Consider the following 19861-nt stretch of genomic DNA (forward strand, 5'->3'; position numbering starts at 1 on the left):
TCAGGACACGGTCGGCGTGGTCGCCGGCTCGCTGGGTACGGCGGCGGATGCCGCGGGTGCTCCGGTCTCCACGGGAGCGCCGGCCGTGACCTCGTGCACGAAGGCGACGAGACGGGTGAGCACGGTCGGGTCGGTCAGCGGCGGGACGCCGTGGCCGAGGTTGAGCACGTGGGACGGAGCGGTGCGTCCCCGCTCGAGGACGTCGAGGACGTGCGCCTCGAGAACGGGCCACGGCGCCGCGAGCAGGGCGGGGTCGAGGTTGCCCTGCAGGGGCACGTTGCCGCCGAGGCGCCGGTTGGCCTCGTCGAGCGGCACCCGGTAGTCGACCCCGACGACGTCGGCGCCGACGGAGTGCATCTCCTGGAGCAGTTCGCCGGTGCCGACGCCGAAGTGCACGACGGGAACGTTGCGGCGGATCGGCGCGTCAGCGGCGGGCATCGTCTCCGGATAAGTGAGGTCGCGCACGTGGGCGATCGCCGCAGCGGATGCCGGGGCGACGAACCTGCTGTAGTCGGCGAGGGAGAGCGCACCGGCCCAGGAATCGAAGAGCTGTGCGGCGCTCGCGCCTGCGAGCACCTGGGCGCGCAGGAAGCGGCCGGTCACCTCCGCGGTCCAGTCCATCAGGGAGGCCCAGGCCGCCGGATCGGCGTGCATCAGGGTGCGCGCGTGGATGTGGTCCTTGGACGGACCGCCCTCGACGAGGTAGGCCGCGAGGGTGAACGGCGCCCCGGCGAACCCGATCAGCGGGGTGCCGCCGAGCTGGGCGACCGTTCGGGCGACGGCCTTCCGGATCGGGTCGAGGGTGGTCTCGAGCACGGCGGGGTCGAGCGCGACGAGTTCCTCCACGTCGCGGGCGGTGCGGACGGCCTTGCCGAGCACCGGCCCCATCCCGGCGACGATCTCGACGTCGACGCCGACGAGCTTGAGCGGGATCACGATGTCGCTGAAGAGGATTCCCGCGTCCACCTGGTGCCGGTGCACAGGCTGGAGGGTGATCTCACTGGCCATCTCCGGGTCGAGGCACGCGTCGAGCATCCGGGTGCCGACCCGCAGCGACCGGTACTCGGGAAGGGAACGCCCGGCCTGGCGCATGAACCACACCGGCGTGACCTCCGGGCGGGTGCCCTGGTATGCGCGGATGAGGCGGGAATCGGCGGTGAGTCCGGAGGCGAGGGGGTGTTGCGCGTCGAGGTTCATTTGTGTCAATTCTGTCAAACTTTCAGGACTCCGATGCCGTGCGGATCTGATCCGCTCCCAGATGGACAACGTAGACTCACCGAGTGCTGATCTGCCTGTCCGCGAACCACAAGAACTCGAGTTTCGATGTACTCGAGAAGCTGTCCGTCGGCGCGCCCGGCACGGCAGGCGGCATCATCGAGCGGTACCCGACCCTGTCGGGAGCGGTCATCGTCGCGACCTGCAACCGCTTCGAGGCCTACCTCGACCTCGACGAGCCGGACGGCGCCTCCCCTCTCGAGGCCGTACAGGCCGCGATCGCCGGCGTCAGCGCCGGAACGGGCGTCACCGCAGACGTCCTCCGCGAGACCCTCGACTTCGTGCACGGCAACGGCGTCGCCGAGCACCTGTTCGCCGTGACGAGCGGACTCGAATCCGTCGTCGTCGGCGAGGGCGAGATCGCCGGCCAGGTGCGCCGCTCCCTCGAGGAGGCCCGCGAGCGCGGCACGACCACCCCCGAACTCGAGCGCCTGTTCCAGCGCGCGTCGCAGACCTCCCGCGGCGTCAAGAACCGCACCGGCATCGGCGCCGCCGGACGCTCACTCGTGCGCCTCGCCCTTCAGCTCGCCGAGACGCGGATCGTCGACTGGGCGACTGCCCGCGTCCTGCTCGTCGGCACCGGCCGCTACGCCGGCGCCAGCCTCGCGGCCCTCCGCGACCTCGGCGTCACGGACGTGCGGGTCTACTCGCCAACGGGCCGCGCCGCCAAGTTCGCGGGTTCGCACGGCATCACGCCCGTCTCCGAGCGGGCGTTCGCCCTCGAGGCCGACCGTGCAGACCTGATCCTGACCTGCACGACCGTCGAGCACCACGTCGTCACGGCCGCACTGCTCCGCGCGGGCGCCGCAGCGAACGAGGATGCCGGCACCGGCGCAGAGCCGGAAGCTCCTGCTGCCAGGCGACTCATCATCGACCTCGGCCTGCCGCGCAACGTCGCCCCCGACGTCACCGAGATCCCGGGCGTCGAGCTGCTCGACCTCGAGACCATCCGCATCCACGCCCCGCTCGAAGAGCTCAATGCGACGAGCGAGGCCCGCCTGCTCGTCGGCCGCGCCGCGCGCAAGTTCTCGGCGGTCGCAGAAGAGCAGAGCCTCGCACCGGCGGTCGTCGCGTTGCGCAGCCACGTCTTCGACCTTCTCGATTCCGAGATCGAACGGGCGCGCGCGCACGGCGACGACACCGAACAGACCGAGCGGGCGCTGCGCCACCTCGCGAGCGTTCTGCTGCACACTCCGATGGTCCGCTCGCGCGAACTCGCGCGGGCCGGCGAGCAGGCCGCATTCACCGGCGGCCTCGACGCCCTGTTCGGCATCCGGGTCGAGTCCGGTTCCGGTGCGGGCGGCCAGGCCGCGGCTGCGGGACCGACCGCGCCCGGCATCCGGTCTGTGCGCGCCGACGACGCCGCCTCGATCGCCTAGCACGCGCCTCACGAGGCTGGCGCAGCTCACGCGACGCGTTGGTCAGGGTCGCAAAGTCGGAGTTTTTCGCGACACACCGTCGCCGCGGGCGGCGGATGCCGCGTGCCGCGAATTTCTCCGACATTACGCGGCGCGTGCGGGCAGAGCCCGCAAACGGCGCCGCTCCCCCGTGAGGGAACGGCGCCGGGCCGGCACTGACGGGCTGGGTCAGGCTCCGCGGAGGCGCTCGGCGAGGTAGGCGTCGAGCTTGTCGAGGGGCACCCGTTCCTGCTGCATCGTGTCGCGGTCGCGCACGGTGACGGCCTGGTCCTCGAGCGAGTCGAAGTCGACCGTGATGCAGTACGGGGTGCCGATCTCGTCCTGGCGGCGGTAGCGGCGCCCGATCGCGCCGGCGTCGTCGAAGTCGACGTTCCACGACTCGCGCAGGCGGGCGGCGAGCGAGCGGGCCATCGGCGAGAGCGCCTCGTTGCGGGAGAGCGGCAGCACGGCGGCCTTGATCGGCGCGAGGCGCGGGTCGAGCTTCAGCACGGTGCGCTTGTCGACGCCGCCCTTCGCGTTCGGCACTTCCTCCTCGTGGTACGCGTCGACGAGGAATGCCATCAGCGAGCGGGTCAGGCCGGCTGCCGGCTCGATCACGTAGGGCACCCAGCGCTCGTTCTTGGTCTGGTCGAAGTACGACAGGTCCTTGCCGGATGCCGCCGCGTGCGTCTTGAGGTCGAAATCCGTGCGGTTCGCCACGCCCTCGAGTTCGCCGAACTCGCTCCCGCTGAACCCGAAGCGGTACTCGATGTCGACGGTGCGCTTGGAGTAGTGCGAGAGCTTCTCGGCGGGGTGCTCGAAGAAGCGCAGGTTCTCCGGCTCGATGCCGAGGCCGGTGTACCAGCTCATCCGCTGCTCGAGCCAGTACTCGTGCCAGGTCTCGTCCGTTCCCGGTTCGACGAAGAATTCCATCTCCATCTGCTCGAACTCGCGGGTGCGGAAGATGAAGTTTCCGGGTGTGATCTCGTTGCGGAAGCTCTTGCCGATCTGGCCGATGCCGAACGGGGGCTTCATCCTGGCCGCCTGGAGCACGTTGGCGAAGTTCACGAAGATGCCCTGCGCGGTCTCCGGGCGCAGATAGTGCATGCCCGCCTCGTCGTCGACGGGGCCGAGGTAGGTCTTGAGCAGGCCGGAGAAGGCGCGCGGCTCGGTCCAGGTGTGCCGGTTGCCGCAGTTCGGGCAGGGGATGCCGTCGAGGCCGCCCTCTGCGGGACGCCCCTTCTTCTCCTCGAACTCCTCCTCGAGGTGGTCGGCGCGGAAACGCTTGTGGCAGCTCGTGCACTCGACGAGCGGGTCGCTGAAGACCTCGACGTGACCGGATGCCTCCCACACCTTCCTGGGCAGGATCACCGAGGAGTCGAGGCCGACCACGTCATCGCGGCTCGTGACCATGAAGCGCCACCACTGCTTCTTGATGTTCTCCTTGAGCTCGACGCCGAGGGGCCCGTAGTCCCACGCGGACCGGGATCCGCCGTAGATTTCACCCGCCTGGAAGACGAACCCGCGGTGGCGGGCGAGGGCGATGACGGAATCGAGGCGGGAGGGTGCGGCCACGGTGGCTCCAATGGTCGAGGGTGGATGTGGGGCGGCGCTTCCGGAAATTCCCGGTCAGGCGTACCCATTTTAGGCTCTCGTCCCGGTGCGACCCTCAGGCTGTTAGCATTGCTAAGGAATCATCACGAATTCAGCTCACACTCAGCTTGGATTCGGCACGAACGCGAGCCGCACCTCAGCACCATCTGCACCACCTCAAAGGAGAGATCATGGGCACCAGGCCCCGCACGCCGAACGACGCTTTCACGGGGGCTGATCCGCTCGATCGCGATCCGGCCCTGCTCCCCGTCGCCCTCGACCAGACAGAACACGACGCGCAGGAGCGGCGCTGGACCCCGGCCAAGATCGCACTCTGGGCCGGCATCTCCCTCCTCGGCGGACTGAGCTGGGTCATGCTCGCGGTCGTCCGCGGTGAGACCGTCAACGCCATCTGGTTCGTCTTCGCCGCGGTATGCACCTACCTGATCGGTTACCGCTTCTACTCCAACTACATCCAGAAGCACCTGCTGAAGCCGGACGACCGCAGGGCGACCCCCGCGGAGTACAAGGCGGACGGCAAGGACTTCGCGGCGACAGACCGCCGGGTGCTCTTCGGCCACCACTTCGCCGCGATCGCCGGGGCGGGACCGCTCGTCGGTCCTGTGCTCGCCGCGCAGATGGGCTACCTGCCCGGCACGATCTGGATCATCGTCGGCGTCGTTCTCGCCGGGGCGGTGCAGGACTACATCGTGCTGTTCTACTCGATGCGTCGCGGCGGCCGTTCTCTCGGCCAGATGGCCCGCGACGAGCTCGGCAAGATCGGCGGCACCGCCGCCCTGATCGCCACGATGGCGATCATGGTCATCATCGTCGCCATCCTCGCCCTCGTCGTGGTCAACGCCCTCGCGGCGAGCCCCTGGGGCGTCTTCTCGGTCGGGATGACCATCCCGATCGCGCTGTTCATGGGCTGCTACCTGCGCTTCTTCCGGCCGGGCAAGGTCAGTGAGGTCTCGATCATCGGGTTCGTGCTGCTCCTGGCCGCGATCATCGGCGGCGGCGCCATCTCGAACACGGCGTGGGGAGCGGCGTTCTTCCATGTCGACCCGGTGCCGCTCGCGATCGGCATCATCATCTACGGCTTCGTCGCCGCGATCCTCCCGGTCTGGCTGCTGCTCGCCCCGCGCGACTACCTCTCGACCTTCATGAAGATCGGCACGATCGGGATGCTCGCGATCGCGATCATCATCGTGCGCCCGGAGATCACCGTCCCCGCCTTCAGCGAGTTCGTCGCCAACGGCGGACCGGTCGTGAGCGGGTCGCTCTTCCCGTTCCTCTTCGTCACGATCGCCTGCGGCGCCCTGTCCGGTTTCCACGCCCTGATCGCCTCGGGCACGACTCCGAAGCTCATCGAGAAGGAACGCCAGACCCGCTTCATCGGCTACGGCGGCATGCTCATGGAGAGCTTCGTCGCGATCATGGCCCTCGTCGCCGCCGTCTCGATCGACCGCGGCATCTACTTCGCGATGAACTCCTCGGCAGCCCTCACCGGGGGCACCGTCGAAGGCGCCGTCGCGTTCGTCAACAGCCTCGGGCTCACCGGGGTCAACCTCACCCCCGAGATGCTCACCCAGACCGCGAAGGACGTCGGCGAGGCCACGATCGTCTCCCGCTCCGGCGGCGCGCCGACGCTCTCCGTCGGGCTCGCGCACATCATGCAACAGGTCGCAGGCGGCTCGGGCATGATGGCGTTCTGGTACCACTTCGCGATCATGTTCGAAGCCCTGTTCATCCTCACCGCCGTCGATGCGGGCACCCGCGTCGCGCGCTTCATGCTCCAGGACAGCCTCGGCAACTTCTTCCCGAAGTTCAAGAACACCTCGTGGCGCACGGGGGCGTGGCTCACCACGGGCATCATGGTGCTCCTCTGGGGCGCGGTGCTGATCATGGGCGTCACGGACCCGCTCGGCGGGATCAACACCCTGTTCCCGCTCTTCGGCATCGCGAACCAGCTGCTCGCCGCCATCGCGCTCGCGGTGTGCATGGCGATCGTCGCGAAGCAGGGCAAGTTCAAGTACATCTGGATCGTCGCCGTTCCCCTCGCGTTCGCCGCGATCATCACGATCTACGCCTCGATGCTGAAGATCTTCTCAACCATCCCGGCCGTCGGGTACTTCGCGCAGAACAAGGCGTTCTCCGACGCCCTCGCCGCCGGGAAGACCTCCTTCGGCACGGCGCCGAGCGTTGCGGCCATGGAGGCCGTCGTGCGCAACACGATGGTGCAGGGACTCCTGTCGATCCTCTTCGTCACCCTCGCGATCATCGTGATCGTCTCCTCGGTCGTGGCGACCTGGAAGTCCTGGAAGAGCCGCGACTTCGGCACCAACGAGGACCCCGCGCTCCCGTCGCAGATGTTCGCGCCGTCCGGCTTCCTGCCGACCCCGGCCGAAAAGGAACTGCAGGGTCGCTGGGACGCCCAGGCCGCCGCAGAGAAGAGCGCCAGGAGGGCCCAGGACACCGGCGCCGGCGCCCCCGGCCGGTGACGGTCCGGTGACGGAATCCGGGGCGGGCCGGGGGCAGCGGATGCCCGCGGCCGGCGTGACACCCTTCGCTGCGGTTCGCAGCGGCATCCGCCGGGCAGCGCGGGGTCTGGCCTGGTACGTCAAGGGGGTGCTGGGAGAGGACGCCTGGGACAAGTACCGGGCGCATCACGAAGCGGCGCACGGGGCAGCCGACCCCGCCCATCCCGGGGAGCGGATGATGACCGAACGCGAGTTCTGGCGGGACCAGACCGACCGCCAGGACGCCAACCCGCAGGGCCGCTGCTGCTGACGCTCTGAGGCTCGCGAAAGCGGGTGAATCGTCGCTTTGACTGGGGCAAACAGACGGCTCACCCGCTTTCGCGCATCCGGACGGGGAATTCCGGCCGGCGCCGCTCGCACCGAATGTCCAGCTTGCTTTCCTAACGTCGGAAACAACAGAGTCGCAGGGCTCGCGTTGGCTTCGGGAGAGGGCGGTCGGATGGGCACTCGTTCCGCCGCGGGGCGTCTCGGGATCGCCGCGGGAGCAGCAGGCGTCGTGGTGCTCGTCGCCACCGTCGTCGTCGCGCTCAGCGTCACGACGGGACTCGTGCAGCCGGACGAGGCCGTCCCCCCGATGTCCCTCCCCCTCCTCTCCGCACCAATGGCGGCGGGGGCCGCGGATGCCGCATCCCCCCTCCCCGAGACCTGGCGGCCCCCGGCCGACCTGCCGTCCACGGGCAGCTTCGGCAGCGTGCGGATCCCGGCGACCGTATCCGGCTTCAGCGCGCGCGACGCGGAGGTCTACCTCCCGCCCGCCGCCCTCGTCCCCGACGCCCCGGCCCTGCCGTTCGTGCTGATGATGATGGGACAGCCGGGAGACCCGGACGCCGGACCGATCGCATCCGTGCTCGACGCCTTCGCCGCAGCCCACAACGGCCTCGCCCCGATCGTGCTCGTGGCCGACCAGCTGGGGGATCCCGACGTCGACTCGCTGTGCCTGAACACGGCGGAATACGGCCAGGTCGAGACGTACCTCGAGCGGGACGTTCTCGACTGGGCGCGCGGCAACCTGAACATCCAGACCGGCCGCGACTCGTGGACCGTCGCCGGGTTCTCGAACGGCGGCCAGTGCGCCCTGTCGCTCGCGCTCCGGTACCCGGAGGTCTGGGGCAGCCTCATCGACGCCTCCGGCACCGCGTATGCCGGCCTCGAAACGGAGCCCGACGTGCTCGCTGACGTGTTCGGGGGGGACCAGGCGGCCTATGACGCCACGAAACCGGCCACACTGCTCGGCGAGAGACGCTACCCTGACACCACGGCTGTGTTCACGGTCGGCTCGGAGGACTCGGAGATGGAACCGGGACTCAAGGATCTGAGCGGAACGGCCAAGGCTGCGGGGGTAGCGGTGACGTACTACGAGGTGCCCGGCGAGGGCCATTCCCTCGAGGCGCTGGACGGCGGGCTCACCCGGGCCTTCGGCGTGCTCGCGAGCAGACTCGGGCTCGGCTAGGGCGTGGACGTCCTCGGGGGGCTGCTGAGACTCGACATCGTTCACCCGCCGGTGACGCTCGTGGCGTGGGCGCTCTCCGCCGCCGCAGTCGTCTTCCTGCTCGCCAGGCCGCCGCGCGGGCGCTGGCTCCTGACCGTCGGAATCGGGATCGGGTCCGGCCTCCTCGCCGCCGTGCTGACCTGGTTCCTCACGGTTCGCGTGTTCAACCTGTTCGGGGTGGGTCTCGGCGCCGTGACCTACCTCTGGCTGGCGGCGGCGTGCGGGGCCATCGGGCTCGCCCTGGCCAACCTCTGGAAGACGCGTCCCCTGCGCCGGAGCATCGCGGCGGTTTCGGTGCTGCTGTTCGCGGCGACCGGCGCGCTCGGCATCAATGCCGGCTACGGCCTCGATCGCACGCTCGGTGCCCTCCTCGGGATCAACGTCCTTCCGCCCATCGCCCTCACGGCGCCGACATTGCGCCCCGGCGTGGGCGACGAGCGTCCCGGGCACGCCAGCCGGCCGCTCTGGCAGACCTGGACACCCCCGGCCGGACTCCCCGCGACGGGAAGCATCGGAAGCCAGGCCATCCCGAACCCGCACTCCGGTTTCGTGGCCCGCCCGGCCGGCGTCTACCTGCCGCCGGCGGCCCTGGTGCCGAATGCCCCCGCACTGCCGCTCGTGATCCTCCTGATGGGGCAACCGGGCAACCCGGACCCCGAGCAGGCAGCGGAGAGCCTCGACCGTGCGGCCGCCCGGCACGGCGGGCTGGCCCCGATCGTCGTGGTGGCCGACCAGCTGGGGAACCCGGCCGCCGATCCGCTCTGCCTCGACACCGCAAGATTCGGCAAGGTCGAGACGTACCTGACCCGGGATGTCGTCGGTTGGGCATCCGCCAACCTCAACGTGATCCAGGACCACCGGTACTGGACGATCGCCGGGTACTCGAACGGCGGCCAGTGCGCCATCTCGCTCGCGGCCAAGCACCCGGACATCTGGTCCAACGTGCTCGACATCTCCGGCGAGGTCTCACCGGGATCCGAGGTACCGACGAGGACTCTCAACGACGTCTTCGGCGGCGACCAGGCGGCATACGACGCCCAGAAGCCGGTCAACCTGCTCGCCGCCCACCGGCTCCCCGGGGACTTCGCGGTCTTCACCGTCGGAGCCCTGGACACCCAATTCTCCGGCGGCCAACGGATCCTCGCCGCCGCCGCGCAGGATGCCGGGATCACCACGGTCTACCGGGAGGTTCCCGGCGCCGACCATGGAGGGTCCGCCCTGACCGGCGGCCTCGACCTGGGCTTCGACGCCCTCTTCCCGCGCCTCGGTCTCGCCCCTCCCCCCTCCTGAACTCGCGGGTAGTGTCGCTCGCATGAGGACAGGCGACGCGAGCGGGGACGGGGTGCCGCGCATCCACCCGGAGTCGGTGGAGGAGTGGCGGGCCTGGCTCGGGGAGAACCACCAGGCGGCGACGGCCGTGTGGCTCGTGTTCTGGCGGAAGTCGTCCGGCCGCCCCATCCTCGCCTACGAGGACGCCGTGCTCGAGGCGCTCACGGTCGGCTGGATCGACAGCAAGCCGGCCCGGCTGGACGAGCACCGGACCATGCTCTACTTCTCGCCGCGGAAACGCGGCAGCGCCTGGGCCCGGCCGAACAAACTGCGCATCGAGGTGCTCAGGAGCGAGGGGCGGATGCTGCCCGCCGGTGAGGCCGTCGTCGCGGCCGCAGAGGCGGACGGCTCCTGGACCCGGCTCGACGAGGTCGAGAACCTCACGGTTCCCGCAGACCTCGGCTCCGCGCTTGACGCGATCGAGGGTGCGCGGGCGCAGTGGGACGCGTTCCCGCCCTCGGCTCGCCGCGGCATCCTCGAATGGATCGTGCAGGCGAAGACGCCGGCGACCCGGGCGAAACGCGTCGACGAGACGGCCCGGCTCGCCGGCCGTGGCGAGCGGGCGAACCAGTGGAAGCCGAAACCTCCGCCCGCGGCCGACTGAGCGCGTGGACGGGTCAGCGCGGGAGGGGCTGCTGCTCCTGGGCGCGCACCGCGCCGTGGCCGATGAGGAGCGTGCCGCAGAAGCCGATCGCGAGGGCGACGAGCACGCCGAGGTTCGCGAATGCCCAGTCGCCGGTCCGGCCGCCGAGGCCGAGGGGGCCGAGCAGGTACCCCTGCCAGGCGAGCCAGTCCGCGAAGCCGTTGGTGACGAGGCCCCAGCCCACGACGGAGCCGAGCCCGAGGAGTGCGAGTGCGCCGACCCGCACGCTCCCGTAGCGACCGCGCGGGTCGAGGAGGGCCCCGGCGTCGTAGTCGGAGCGGCGGAGCGCGAAGTCGGCGAGGAAGATGCCGCACCAGGCCGCGACGGGGACGCCGAGGGTGATCAGGAAACCCTGGAACGGACCGAGGAAGCTCCCGGCGAAGAACACGACGTAGATCGCGCCGAGCACCATGATCACCCCGTCGATCCCGGCCGCGACGAAGCGCGGCACCCGCAGCCCGGTGGTGAGGAGCGCCAGTCCGGAGGAGTAGATGTCGAGCACGGCGCCCCCGATCAGGCCGAGCACCGCGACGAGGGCGAACGGCACGAGGAACCACACCGGGAGGATCGTCGTGAGCGCCCCGATCGGATCGACGGCGATGGCGGCGCTGAGGTCGGTCGAGGATCCCGCGAGCAGGAGCCCGAAGAGGAGCAGCACGACGGGGGCGAGCGAGGCGCCCAGGGCCGTCCAGCCGACGACGCCGCGGCTGGAGGCCGAGCGGGGCAGGTACCGGGAGTAGTCCGCGGCGGCCTGCACCCAGCCGAGGCCGAAGCCCGTCATCATGAAGACGAGCGCGCCGATCACGTGCGGAACGTCTCCGCCGGGGATCGCCGCGATGGCTCCGAAGTCGATGTGGTCGACGACGAGGAACACATAGACGACCGTGAGCAGGCCCGTGACGATCGTGATCCACTTCTGCAGGCGCATGATCAGGTCGAACCCGAAGACGCCGCCCGCCACGATCAGGCCGGCCACGACGACGAGGGCCACCACCTGGGTGAGCACCCCGCCGTCCCAGCCGAGCTCGGTGAACACGGTCGCCGTCGCGAGCACCGCGAGCGAGGCGAGCACGGTCTCCCAGCCGACCGTGAGCAGCCACGACAGCGCCGACGGCACCCGGTTGCCGTCGACGCCGAACGCCGCCCGGCTCAGGGTCATCGTCGGTGCGTGGCCGCGCTTGCCCGCGAGCGCCACAAAACCGCAGAGCGCGAAGGAGAGCACGATCCCGACGAGGCCGACGATCGTGGCCTGCCAGAACGAAATGCCGAACCCGAGCAGGAACGAACCGTAGCTGATGCCGAGAACAGAGACGTTCGCCGCGAACCACGGCCAGAACAGCTCGCGCGGGCGGCCGCGATGCTCAGCGCGGTCGATCGCGTTGATGCCATTGAGCTCGACCTCGAAGACCGGGCGGATGCCGGGGCTCGCTCCCGGCAGTCCGGCGTCCGTCTGCGCGTGCGTCCGGTCGTTCGCGGACATCCGCTGCCCCTCTCCTCGGCGGGTCTCGGTCAGGTGTTCGGTGTTCGGGTGTTCAGGTGTTCAGGCGTTCGGGACTCAGGTCTTCAGGTACTCAGGAACTCGGTTTCAGTGCACGTACTCGAGCAGGTCGAGGCCGACGGCGCGCATCCCGTCGAGGACCGCGAGGCGCAGCGGGAGGCGGGTGTCGGCGAAGGACATCGAGACGGCATAGGCGACGCCGGCCCGCGGGCCGCGGAGCACTCCGGCCTCGCTCCGGACGCCGGGCGCCGTTCCGGTCTTGTTGACGAGCAGCAACCCATGGTCGCCGCCACGGTGCGCGAACGGATCGAGCCCGAACGCGCTCGCGACGAGGGAGAGATCCGCGCCGAGGGACAGCCAGCCGATCACGCGTTCGCTCGTCGCGGCATCCACGACCTCACCGCGGGCAAGGGACGTGAAGAGACCCGTGAGCTCCTGGGCGCTGCCGACGGAGAGCTGGGGCGCGTGGTCGGGGCCGCGTTCGTCGCGGACGAGGTCGAGCAGCGCGGTGTGGGAGATGCCGAGCTGTTCGGTGCGGGCCTGGACCGCCGCGAGGCCGACCGCGCGCAGGAGCACGTTCGCGGCGAGGTTGTCGCCGACACCGCCGACGAGGGCGGCTAGGTCTGCGACGGGCAGCGACGGGGCCTGCAGGTGCTGCCAGACGCCGGAACCCCCGACGGAGTCCGCCGGGGTGCGGTCGAGGATGGTGAGGGCGCCGAATTCGGCGTTCGGGAGCCGGGCGGCGACCTCGACCAGGAGGAGGACGGTTCCGATCCCTGCCGTCGGCATCACGACGTGGTCGTCGACGGAGAAGAGGACCTTGCCCGTCGCGAGGTCGGTGGCGCGGGCCGAGACCTGGACGCCCTCGACGGCGAGGTTGCCGAGCGCCTGGAACCCGCGGCCGAAATTCGCCATCGGCTCCGAGACGCCGTGACGTCCCCTGCTCGGGGCACCACGACGCGACCGTCGCTCCGATTCCCGCGCTGGCGTGGACACTTTTTCGGGTCCCTCCGTGTTCCGGCTCCTTGTTCCCCTCAGCACCATAGCCCAGACGCCCGACCTGCGCCGGAGCGGGACGCCCCTGGGCGCCCCGGCACGTCCCGCTCGGCTACCAGATGGTGACGCGCTTGTCCGGGTCGAGCCAGAGCTCATCGCCGGGCGCGACGCCGAAGGCCGCGTAGAACTCGTCGATGTTCCGCACGATCTGATTGCAGCGGAACTCGTTCGGCGAGTGCGGGTCGATCGAGATGAGGCGGATGGCCTCCTCGTCGCGCATCTTCAGCTGCCAGGCCTGGGCCCAGGAGAGGAAGAAGCGCTGGGCTCCGGTGAAACCGTCGATCACGGGCGGCTCTGCGCCGTCGAGGGAGATCAGGTAGGCCTTCCAGGCAATCGACAGGCCGCCGAGGTCGCCGATGTTCTCGCCGATCGTGAGCGCGCCGTTGACGTGGTGCTCGGGGATCTGCTTGGGGGCGAGGGCATTGAACTGCTCGATGAGCGAGCTCGTGCGCTCTTCGAAGGCCGCACGGTCTTCCGCGGTCCACCAGTCGGTCAGGAGCCCGTCGCCGTCGTACTTCGAGCCCTGGTCGTCGAAGCCGTGCCCGATCTCGTGCCCGATGACGGCGCCGATGGCACCGTAGTTCGCCGCGGCATCCCGCTCATCGGAGAAAAACGGGACCTGCAGGATGGCCGCGGGGAAGACGATCTCGTTGAAGCCGGGGTTGTAATAGGCGTTGATGGTCTGCGGCGTCATGAACCACTCGTCGCGGTCGAGGGGCTTGCCGATCTTGCCGAGTTCGCGCTGGAACTCGAATTCGTTCGCGGCGCGCACGTTCTTGATCAGGTCGCCTGCGTCCATCGACAGGCTGGAGTAGTCGCGCCACTTGTCGGGGTAGCCGATCTTGGGGGTGAACTTCTCGAGCTTGTCCTGTGCACGCGCCCGGGTCTCCGGGGTCATCCAGTCCAGTTCGGCGACGCTCTGCCGGTAGGCCTCGACGAGGTGGCCGACGAGCACGTCCATGCTCGCCTTCGCGCTCGGCCGGAAGTGCCGTTCGACGTAGATCCGGCCGACGGCCTCGCCGAGCGATCCCTCGACGAGGGAGACGCCGCGCTTCCACCGGTCGCGCAGCTGCGGGGTGCCGGTGAGGGTGCGGCCGTAGAAGTCGAAGCTCGCCTCGACGAAGTCGTCGGAGAGGTACGAGGCGCTCGAGCGGATGATCTGCCAGCGCAGCCAGTCCTTCCACCCGTCGATCCCGTCCTCTGTCAGCATCTCGGCCAGTCCGGTCACGAAGCTCGGCTGGCGGACGACGATCTCGTCGAGCGCACCGGCGGGGGCGTCGAGTCCCGCGAGCCAGAGGTGCAGGTCCGCCCCGGCCGCGAGCGCCGTGACCTGGCCCCAGGTCTTGAGGTTGTAGGTCTTCTCGCTGTCGCGGGAGCGCACGTTGTCCCAGTGGTGTCCGGCGAGTGCGGTTTCGAGTTCGAAGACCCGGTTGGCGCGCACCGCGGCGTTGTCGATGCCGGCGAGGCCGAACATCCGCTCGAGGAAGGAACGGTAGGCGTCGCGGACGGCCGCGAACTTCTCCTCGCGATAGTAGGACTCGTCCGGCAGGCCGAGTCCGCCCTGCTCCATGAAGACGAGGTAACGCTCCGGGTTGCCCGGGTCGTTGTCGACGTAGAGCTGGAAGGCGCCGGCGACGCCGGCGCGCTCGAGGCGGCCGAGGGTGCCGAGCAGGGAGGCGACCCCGTCGATCGCGTCGACGGCCAGGAGGTCGGCGACGAGCGGCGTTGCGCCGAGCGCGTTCACCCGCTGCTCGTCCATGAAGCTCGAGTAGAGGTCGCCGAACTTGCGGGCTTCCGTTCCCGGCTCGGCGGTCTGCGCCTCGAGGATGATCTCGCGCACGGCCTTCTCCGATTCCTCGGCGAGAAGGTAGAACGATCCCCAGCGGGCCTTGTCCGCCGGGATCTCGGTGCGGTCGATCCATTTCCCGTTCACGTGGCGGAAGAGATCGTCCTGCGGGCGGATGCCCGTGTCGAGTTCGTCGCGGTCGATTCCGGATGCGGTCCCCAGGTCAGTCATGCGTCCATGCTATTCGCTGTGCCCGGGAATTCGAGCCGAGAACCCCTGTCGGAGGGCGCCGCTAGAGTCGGGAGCATCGCCATCTTCCGCACGCAGCCCATCGACCGCGAGATCCTGCGCCTCGCCCTTCCGGCCTTCGGCGCCCTCGTCGCCGAACCGTTGTTCCTGCTCGCCGATTCCGCGATGGTCGGGCACCTCGGTGCGGTCGACCTGGCCGGGCTCGGACTCGCGAGCGCGGTGCTGCAGACCATCGTCGGGCTGATGGTGTTCCTCGCATACAGCACGACCCCCGCCGTCGCCCGCTGGCTCGGCGCGGGTGACCGCGGCAGGGCCGTGTCCGTCGGCATCGACGGGCTCTGGCTGGCGCTCGGCCTCGGGCTGGTGCTCGCGCTGCTCGGCGCGGCACTGAGCCCGCAGCTCGTGGGAGCGTTCGGCGCTGAGCCTGCCGTCGCCGCGGCATCCGCCCGGTACCTCACCGTGTCGATGCTCGGCCTCCCGGCGATGCTGCTCGTGTTCGCGGCGACGGGGCTGCTCCGCGGACTGCAGGACACCCGCACGCCGCTCTGGGTGGCCGGCCTCGGCTTCGCGGCCAACATCGTGCTCAACCTCTGGTTCATCTACGGCCTCGGGCTCGGGCTGGTCGGGTCTGCGTTCGGCACCGTCATCGCGCAGTGGGCGATGGTCGCGGTCTACCTCGTCGTGGTCGTGCGGCACGCCCGGCGCGAGGGCGCCCGGCTGCGTCCGCACCGCAGCGGGATGCTGCGGGGAGCGTCGAGCGGCGGCTGGCTGTTCCTGCGCACGGCGAGCCTGCGTGCGGCGATGCTGCTCGCGGTGTTCGTGGCGACGAGCCTCGGCTCGCCCCAGCTCGCGGCGTTCCAGATCGCGATGACCGTCTTCGCGGCGATGGCGTTCGCCCTCGACGCGCTCGCGATCGCCGCCCAGGCCCTCGTCGGGCGCGGCCTCGGGGCCGGCGACCTCCCCGAAGTGCGGGCGGTGCTGCGGCGGTGCCTCGAGTGGGGCCTGCTCGGGGGTGCGGCGATCGGCGCGCTGCTCGTCGTGACGAGCCCCCTGCTCGGCGGCCTGTTCACGACGGCGGCAGAGGTGAGCTCGCTCCTCCCCCTGACGCTCGTGATCCTCGGCCTGTCCGGACCGCTCTGCGGACTCGTCTTCGTGCTCGACGGCGTGCTGATCGGCGCGGGTGACGCCCGCTACCTCGCCGTGACCGGAATGGTCAATCTGCTGGTCTTCGTGCCGCTGGCCTGGGCTGTGCTCTCCTGGGCTCCGCAGGGCGCCGTCGGGCTCGCCTGGCTGATGGCGGCGTTCGCGTTCGGCTATCTCGGCGCACGCGGCGTCACCCTCGGCCTGCGCGCCCGCGCCGCGCGCTGGATGGTCGTCGGCGCCCGCTAGCGGATGCGGCGGTGCACGGACTGCGGCTTCAGGTACGCGTGCAGTCCCTCGCGTCCGAACTCGGCGCCGAGTCCGGAGTCGTGGCGGCCGGCGAAGGGAGCGTTGTGGTTCGAGGCGAAGAAACCGAGTCCGACGGAACCGGTGTCCATCCGGGTGGCCGCATCGAACGCTGCGTCGGCATCCGCTGAGAACACCGTGCCGCCGAGGCCGAACGCGGTGTTGTTCGCGATGCCGATCGCCTCGTCGAGGGTGTCGTAGCGCAGGATCGACAGCACGGGCCCGAAGATCTCCTCGCGCGCGATCCGCATCCCCGGCGTCACGCCGGTGAACACGGTCGGCGGCACGAAGTAGCCGCGGTCGAAGCCGCTCGGCACATCCCCGCCGGTGGTCGCGCTGGCGCCCTCTGCGATGCCGGAGCGGATGTACGCACGCACCGTGTCGCGCTGGGCGCGTGTCGCTGCGGGCCCGAAGACGGTGTCCGGGTCCATCGGGTCGCCCTGTCGCGCGGCCTGGACCGTGGCCGTGACCATGTCGACGAGTTCGTCGTAGCGCCCGGCCGGCGCGAGGATGCGCGTGGAGATGTAACAGGTCTGCCCGGTGTTGCGCAGGCAGCTGCGGATCAGCACCTGCTGCATCGCCGAGAGGTCGACGTCCGGCAGCACGAGTGCGGAGGACTTGCCGCCGAGCTCGAGGGTGACCGGCCGCAGCAGCTCGCCGCACGCCCCGGCGATGCGCCGCCCGACCGGGGTCGAGCCGGTGAAGGCGACCTTGTCGACACCAGGGTGCCGCACGAGGGCGTCGCCGACGGCGCTGTTCCCGGTGACGATGTTCACGACACCGGCGGGGATGCCCGCCGCTGCGACCGCATCCGCGATGAAGCGGATCGAGAGCGGCGTCGGCGACGCCGGCTTGATCACGACGGTGCACCCGGCCATCAAGGCCGGCGCGAGCTTCGCCACGACGAGGTTGATCGGGAAGTTCCACGGCGCGATCAGCGCGCAGACGCCGACAGGGTCCTGCCGCACGACGGTTTCGGCGGAGCCGTCGGGGAACGTGCGCACGTCCACGGCCTCCAGGTAGCCGGCCAGGCCGGCGAAGTAGCGGAAGATCGCGGCCGCGTTGGAGGCCGCGCGCCCGGTCTCTGCGACCGGCGAGCCGTTCTCCGCGGTGTTGGTGTGCGAGATCGCCACCGACCGCTTCTCGATCTCCCCGGCCAGGCGTTCCAGGTAGCCGGCGCGCACAGTGGGGGCCAGCCCGCGCCAGCCGTCGGCGCCTGCGCCCGCACGCGCGAACGCGCGACGGGCGGCCGAGACGGCGAGGTCAACGTCGGCAGTGGATGCCACCGGCACGCTGCCCCACGCCGCTTCCGTCGCCGGGTTGGTCACCGTGGTCCGCCCGGTTCCGCTCGCCGCACGCCAGGCGCCGTCGATGAAGAGGTCGTCGACGTGCCCGTATGGCAGGGTGGCCGGGAAACTCGCGGGTTGCGCCGCAGTTCCGGCCGTGGCGCCGGCTGCCGGCGCCGCTGCCTCGTCTGTCATCCGGCCCGTCATCAGAGCACCGCGATCTTCAGCAGCGCCTCTGCCCTGTCGAGTTCGATCGTCGCCATCTCGAGGCCGGCGGCGGTGATGAGCTCCGGCAGGATCTCGGTGCGCAGGCGCCTGCAGTAGAACGACGGCGTCTGGCCGAACCAGCTCGAGGCGAGGGCGATGCCTGCCGGGGTGAATCGCCAGAGCCGGTCCGCGTCGCGCACGAGCGAGTCCTCGATGGAGTACGACTCGACGCGGGTGTCGTGGCCGTCGATGATGTCGGTGACCCGGGTGACGAAGGCATCGTCGTAGCCGAGGCCCGGCAGCACCTCCCTCGCGATGATGCAGCCCTTGAGTTCGTGCTCGTAGCGGATCTGGGCCTGGCGCCAGTTCGCGCCGAAGCCCTCGGAGATGATCTTGGTCTCGTCGACCCTGGCCCAGCCGCTGTCGTGCAGCAGGATGGCCACCCGCACGACGAGGGAGTCCGCCTCCGGGTATGCCTCGCAGAGCCGCTCGGCGAATGCGAAGGAGATCGGCACGTGGATGTCGTTGCTGCGCGTGCGCATCTCGGTCTCGACGGCGCGCCAGAGCGGGTCGAGGTCGCCAGGGCCATCCGCCGCGACGGCGATGGGCGAGGTGTCGATGGACTGGTCGGTCTGCAGGGTCATAGCGTTCTCACTTCGAGGTCGGGGCGCGGGAGCGCGGAGGCTGGGGCTAAGCGGCCGGACTGCCGGCGGGAATGGGAACGGGGACGGCGGGGAGCACGACGGGAACCGGACTCGGCGCAGCACGCCCGGCATCCGCCGCTTCGACGGCCGCGAAGAGTTTCTTGAGCGGGACGGTGGTGTCGCTTACGACATCCGCCGCCACCGAGAGGCCCTTGTGCAGGGCGTTCTTCACGGCCATGAAGTCGAGCGGGCTGTTGATGCAGTCGGCGGCGATGAGCCGCCCGTCCCGGTAGTAGAGCACCGAGAACTTCTCGGTGTCGGGGTCGCCGCGCAGCACGACCCGGTCGTGCCCGCCGCTCAGGCCGGCGATCTGCAGCTTGAGGTCGGCCTGGTCCGACCAGAACCACGGCACCGTGCGGTGCTCTGCGGGGAGCCCGAGCAGGGTGGCCGCGGCCACCTTGGCCTGCTCGACGGCGTTCTGCACGCTTTCGAGGCGGATGCGGCCGGCACCGAAGTCCCCGATCGACGGGTTCGGCATGTTGGCGCAGTCCCCGGCGGCGACGGTGAGTCCGTCGGAGGCGAGTGCACGGGAGTCGACGACGATGCCGTTCTCGACCTCGAGTCCGAGCTGCACGGCGAGCTCGGTGCGCGGCGCGACGCCGACGCCGATCAGCACGACGTCCGCCGCCACGATCTCGCCGGGGCCTTCGTCGTCGCGCGAACCGAGCTCGACGCCGGTGACCCGGTCGTGCTCGCCGACGAACCGCACGACCTGCGCGTTCAGCACCACCCGGATGCCGCGGCGCCGGTGCGCCTGCAGGTAGAACTCGCTGGTCTGCTCGGAGACCGCCCTCCCGACGAGGCGGGGAGCCGCCTCGAGCACGGTGACGTTCTTGCCGGCGGACCGCGCCCCCGCCGCGACCTCGAGGCCGATGAAGCCGCCGCCGACAACAACGACGTTCCGCGCCTCACGCAGTTGCTGCTCGAGCACGGTCGCCTCCGTCGCGGTGCGCAGGTAGCTGACACCCTCGAGCTCGGAGCCCTCGAACGGGATGGTGCGCGGCACGGCTCCGGTGGTGAGCGCGAGCCGTGCGAAGGCGAAGGTACGGCCGGACTCCGCCGTCGCGACGCCGCCGTCCGCGTTCCGGATGATGCGGAAGATCCGCTCCCGCGGCACGAGCTCGATGGAATGCTCGCGGTAGAAATCGTGGGTGCGGAAGGCCAGGGAGTCTGCGGTCGCCTCGCCCTTGAGGAACGCCTTGGACAGCGGCGGCCGCTGGTACGGGGCGTGCGGCTCCTCTCCGACGAGCGTGATCGGGTCGGTGTCGCCGAGTTCGCGCAGTGTCGAGGCGAGTTGCACCCCGGCCTGGCAGTTGCCGATGATGAGGGTGCCCAGCCGGGGAGCTTCGGTCGTGTCGCCCAT

The 19861-nt window shown here is 70.4% G+C and carries 15 protein-coding genes; 7 read left to right on the forward strand and 8 right to left on the reverse strand.

All coding sequences use genetic code 11. The annotated features are described in order from the left end of the window. Complete coding sequence (hemE, locus tag MQH31_RS14975) at positions 1–1197, reverse strand: uroporphyrinogen decarboxylase (RefSeq protein WP_243012719.1); 1197 nt, start codon at positions 1195–1197, stop codon at positions 1–3. A gap of 83 nt (positions 1198–1280) precedes the next feature. Here hemE and MQH31_RS14980 point away from each other — a divergent pair, with 83 nt between their 5' ends. Next, positions 1281–2654 (forward strand): glutamyl-tRNA reductase, encoded by a 1374-nt coding sequence (locus tag MQH31_RS14980; protein ID WP_243012720.1) that lies wholly within the window; start codon positions 1281–1283, stop codon positions 2652–2654. A 207-nt stretch (positions 2655–2861) separates the two neighbouring features. On the opposite strand, the gene MQH31_RS14985 is transcribed toward MQH31_RS14980, so the two are convergent. Beyond that, complete coding sequence (locus tag MQH31_RS14985; RefSeq protein ID WP_134534639.1) at positions 2862–4247, reverse strand: glycine--tRNA ligase; 1386 nt, start codon at positions 4245–4247, stop codon at positions 2862–2864. 209 nt (positions 4248–4456) lie between these two features. On the opposite strand from MQH31_RS14985, the gene MQH31_RS14990 reads away from it, so the two are divergent. From MQH31_RS14990 to MQH31_RS15010, 5 genes are all read left to right on the forward strand, one after another. Continuing rightward, entirely contained in the window at positions 4457–6766 is a 2310-nt protein-coding gene (locus MQH31_RS14990; protein WP_134534640.1) for a carbon starvation CstA family protein, read from the forward strand. 7 nt (positions 6767–6773) lie between these two features. Then, positions 6774–7055 carry a CstA-like transporter-associated (seleno)protein gene (locus tag MQH31_RS14995; RefSeq protein ID WP_372488167.1) on the forward strand — a complete coding sequence of 94 codons (282 nt, stop codon included), beginning with the start codon at positions 6774–6776 and terminating at the stop codon, positions 7053–7055. A gap of 189 nt (positions 7056–7244) precedes the next feature. Beyond that, complete coding sequence (locus tag MQH31_RS15000; protein ID WP_243012721.1) at positions 7245–8255, forward strand: alpha/beta hydrolase; 1011 nt, start codon at positions 7245–7247, stop codon at positions 8253–8255. Between the two features lie 3 nt (positions 8256–8258). Next, entirely contained in the window at positions 8259–9584 is a 1326-nt protein-coding gene (locus MQH31_RS15005) for an alpha/beta hydrolase (protein WP_243012722.1), read from the forward strand. A 22-nt stretch (positions 9585–9606) separates the two neighbouring features. After that, entirely contained in the window at positions 9607–10227 is a 621-nt protein-coding gene (locus MQH31_RS15010; protein WP_243012723.1) for a YdeI/OmpD-associated family protein, read from the forward strand. A gap of 13 nt (positions 10228–10240) precedes the next feature. On the opposite strand, the gene MQH31_RS15015 is transcribed toward MQH31_RS15010, so the two are convergent. From MQH31_RS15015 to MQH31_RS15025, 3 genes are all read right to left on the reverse strand, one after another. Then, complete coding sequence (locus tag MQH31_RS15015) at positions 10241–11746, reverse strand: purine-cytosine permease family protein (RefSeq protein ID WP_243012724.1); 1506 nt, start codon at positions 11744–11746, stop codon at positions 10241–10243. A gap of 105 nt (positions 11747–11851) precedes the next feature. Then, the gene (locus tag MQH31_RS15020) at positions 11852–12679 is read right to left on the reverse strand and encodes a serine hydrolase (protein WP_241976234.1); all 828 of its coding nucleotides are present in this window, start codon (positions 12677–12679) and stop codon (positions 11852–11854) included. Between the two features lie 193 nt (positions 12680–12872). Beyond that, the gene (locus MQH31_RS15025) at positions 12873–14837 is read right to left on the reverse strand and encodes a M13 family metallopeptidase (RefSeq protein WP_243012725.1); all 1965 of its coding nucleotides are present in this window, start codon (positions 14835–14837) and stop codon (positions 12873–12875) included. Positions 14838–14855: 18 nt separating this feature from the next. Between MQH31_RS15025 and MQH31_RS15030 the strand changes: the two genes are divergently transcribed. After that, positions 14856–16244 (forward strand): MATE family efflux transporter, encoded by a 1389-nt coding sequence (locus MQH31_RS15030; RefSeq protein ID WP_243012726.1) that lies wholly within the window; start codon positions 14856–14858, stop codon positions 16242–16244. Here the strand turns inward: MQH31_RS15030 and MQH31_RS15035 are convergent. From MQH31_RS15035 to MQH31_RS15045, 3 genes are read right to left on the reverse strand one after another with little or no spacing between them, the layout of a single operon-like run. Then, on the reverse strand, positions 16241–17782 hold the full coding sequence (locus tag MQH31_RS15035) for an aldehyde dehydrogenase family protein (protein ID WP_243012727.1): 1542 nt from the start codon (positions 17780–17782) through the stop codon (positions 16241–16243). The genes MQH31_RS15030 and MQH31_RS15035 overlap by 4 nt on opposite strands. Before the next feature lie 11 nt (positions 17783–17793). Continuing rightward, complete coding sequence (locus tag MQH31_RS15040) at positions 17794–18438, reverse strand: HD domain-containing protein (protein ID WP_243012728.1); 645 nt, start codon at positions 18436–18438, stop codon at positions 17794–17796. Between the two features lie 46 nt (positions 18439–18484). Beyond that, positions 18485–19861: an NAD(P)/FAD-dependent oxidoreductase gene (locus MQH31_RS15045; RefSeq protein WP_243012729.1), complete on the reverse strand. Its 1377-nt coding sequence runs from the start codon at positions 19859–19861 to the stop codon at positions 18485–18487.

The sequence above is a fragment of the Cryobacterium zhongshanensis genome (genome assembly GCF_022760445.1).
GTDB lineage: Bacteria > Actinomycetota > Actinomycetes > Actinomycetales > Microbacteriaceae > Cryobacterium > Cryobacterium algoricola.

Coding starts and splice junctions, on each gene's coding strand:
- hemE (WP_243012719.1), bottom strand. CDS start 1,197: ATGAACCTCGACGCGCAACACCCCCTCGCCTCCGGACTCACCGCCGAT.
- MQH31_RS14990 (WP_134534640.1), top strand. CDS start 4,457: ATGGGCACCAGGCCCCGCACGCCGAACGACGCTTTCACGGGGGCTGAT.
- MQH31_RS15000 (WP_243012721.1), top strand. CDS start 7,245: ATGGGCACTCGTTCCGCCGCGGGGCGTCTCGGGATCGCCGCGGGAGCA.
- MQH31_RS15010 (WP_243012723.1), top strand. CDS start 9,607: ATGAGGACAGGCGACGCGAGCGGGGACGGGGTGCCGCGCATCCACCCG.
- MQH31_RS15015 (WP_243012724.1), bottom strand. CDS start 11,746: ATGTCCGCGAACGACCGGACGCACGCGCAGACGGACGCCGGACTGCCG.
- MQH31_RS15020 (WP_241976234.1), bottom strand. CDS start 12,679: ATGGCGAATTTCGGCCGCGGGTTCCAGGCGCTCGGCAACCTCGCCGTC.
- MQH31_RS15025 (WP_243012725.1), bottom strand. CDS start 14,837: ATGACTGACCTGGGGACCGCATCCGGAATCGACCGCGACGAACTCGAC.
- MQH31_RS15035 (WP_243012727.1), bottom strand. CDS start 17,782: ATGACAGACGAGGCAGCGGCGCCGGCAGCCGGCGCCACGGCCGGAACT.
- MQH31_RS15040 (WP_243012728.1), bottom strand. CDS start 18,438: ATGACCCTGCAGACCGACCAGTCCATCGACACCTCGCCCATCGCCGTC.
- MQH31_RS15045 (WP_243012729.1), bottom strand. CDS start 19,861: ATGGGCGACACGACCGAAGCTCCCCGGCTGGGCACCCTCATCATCGGC.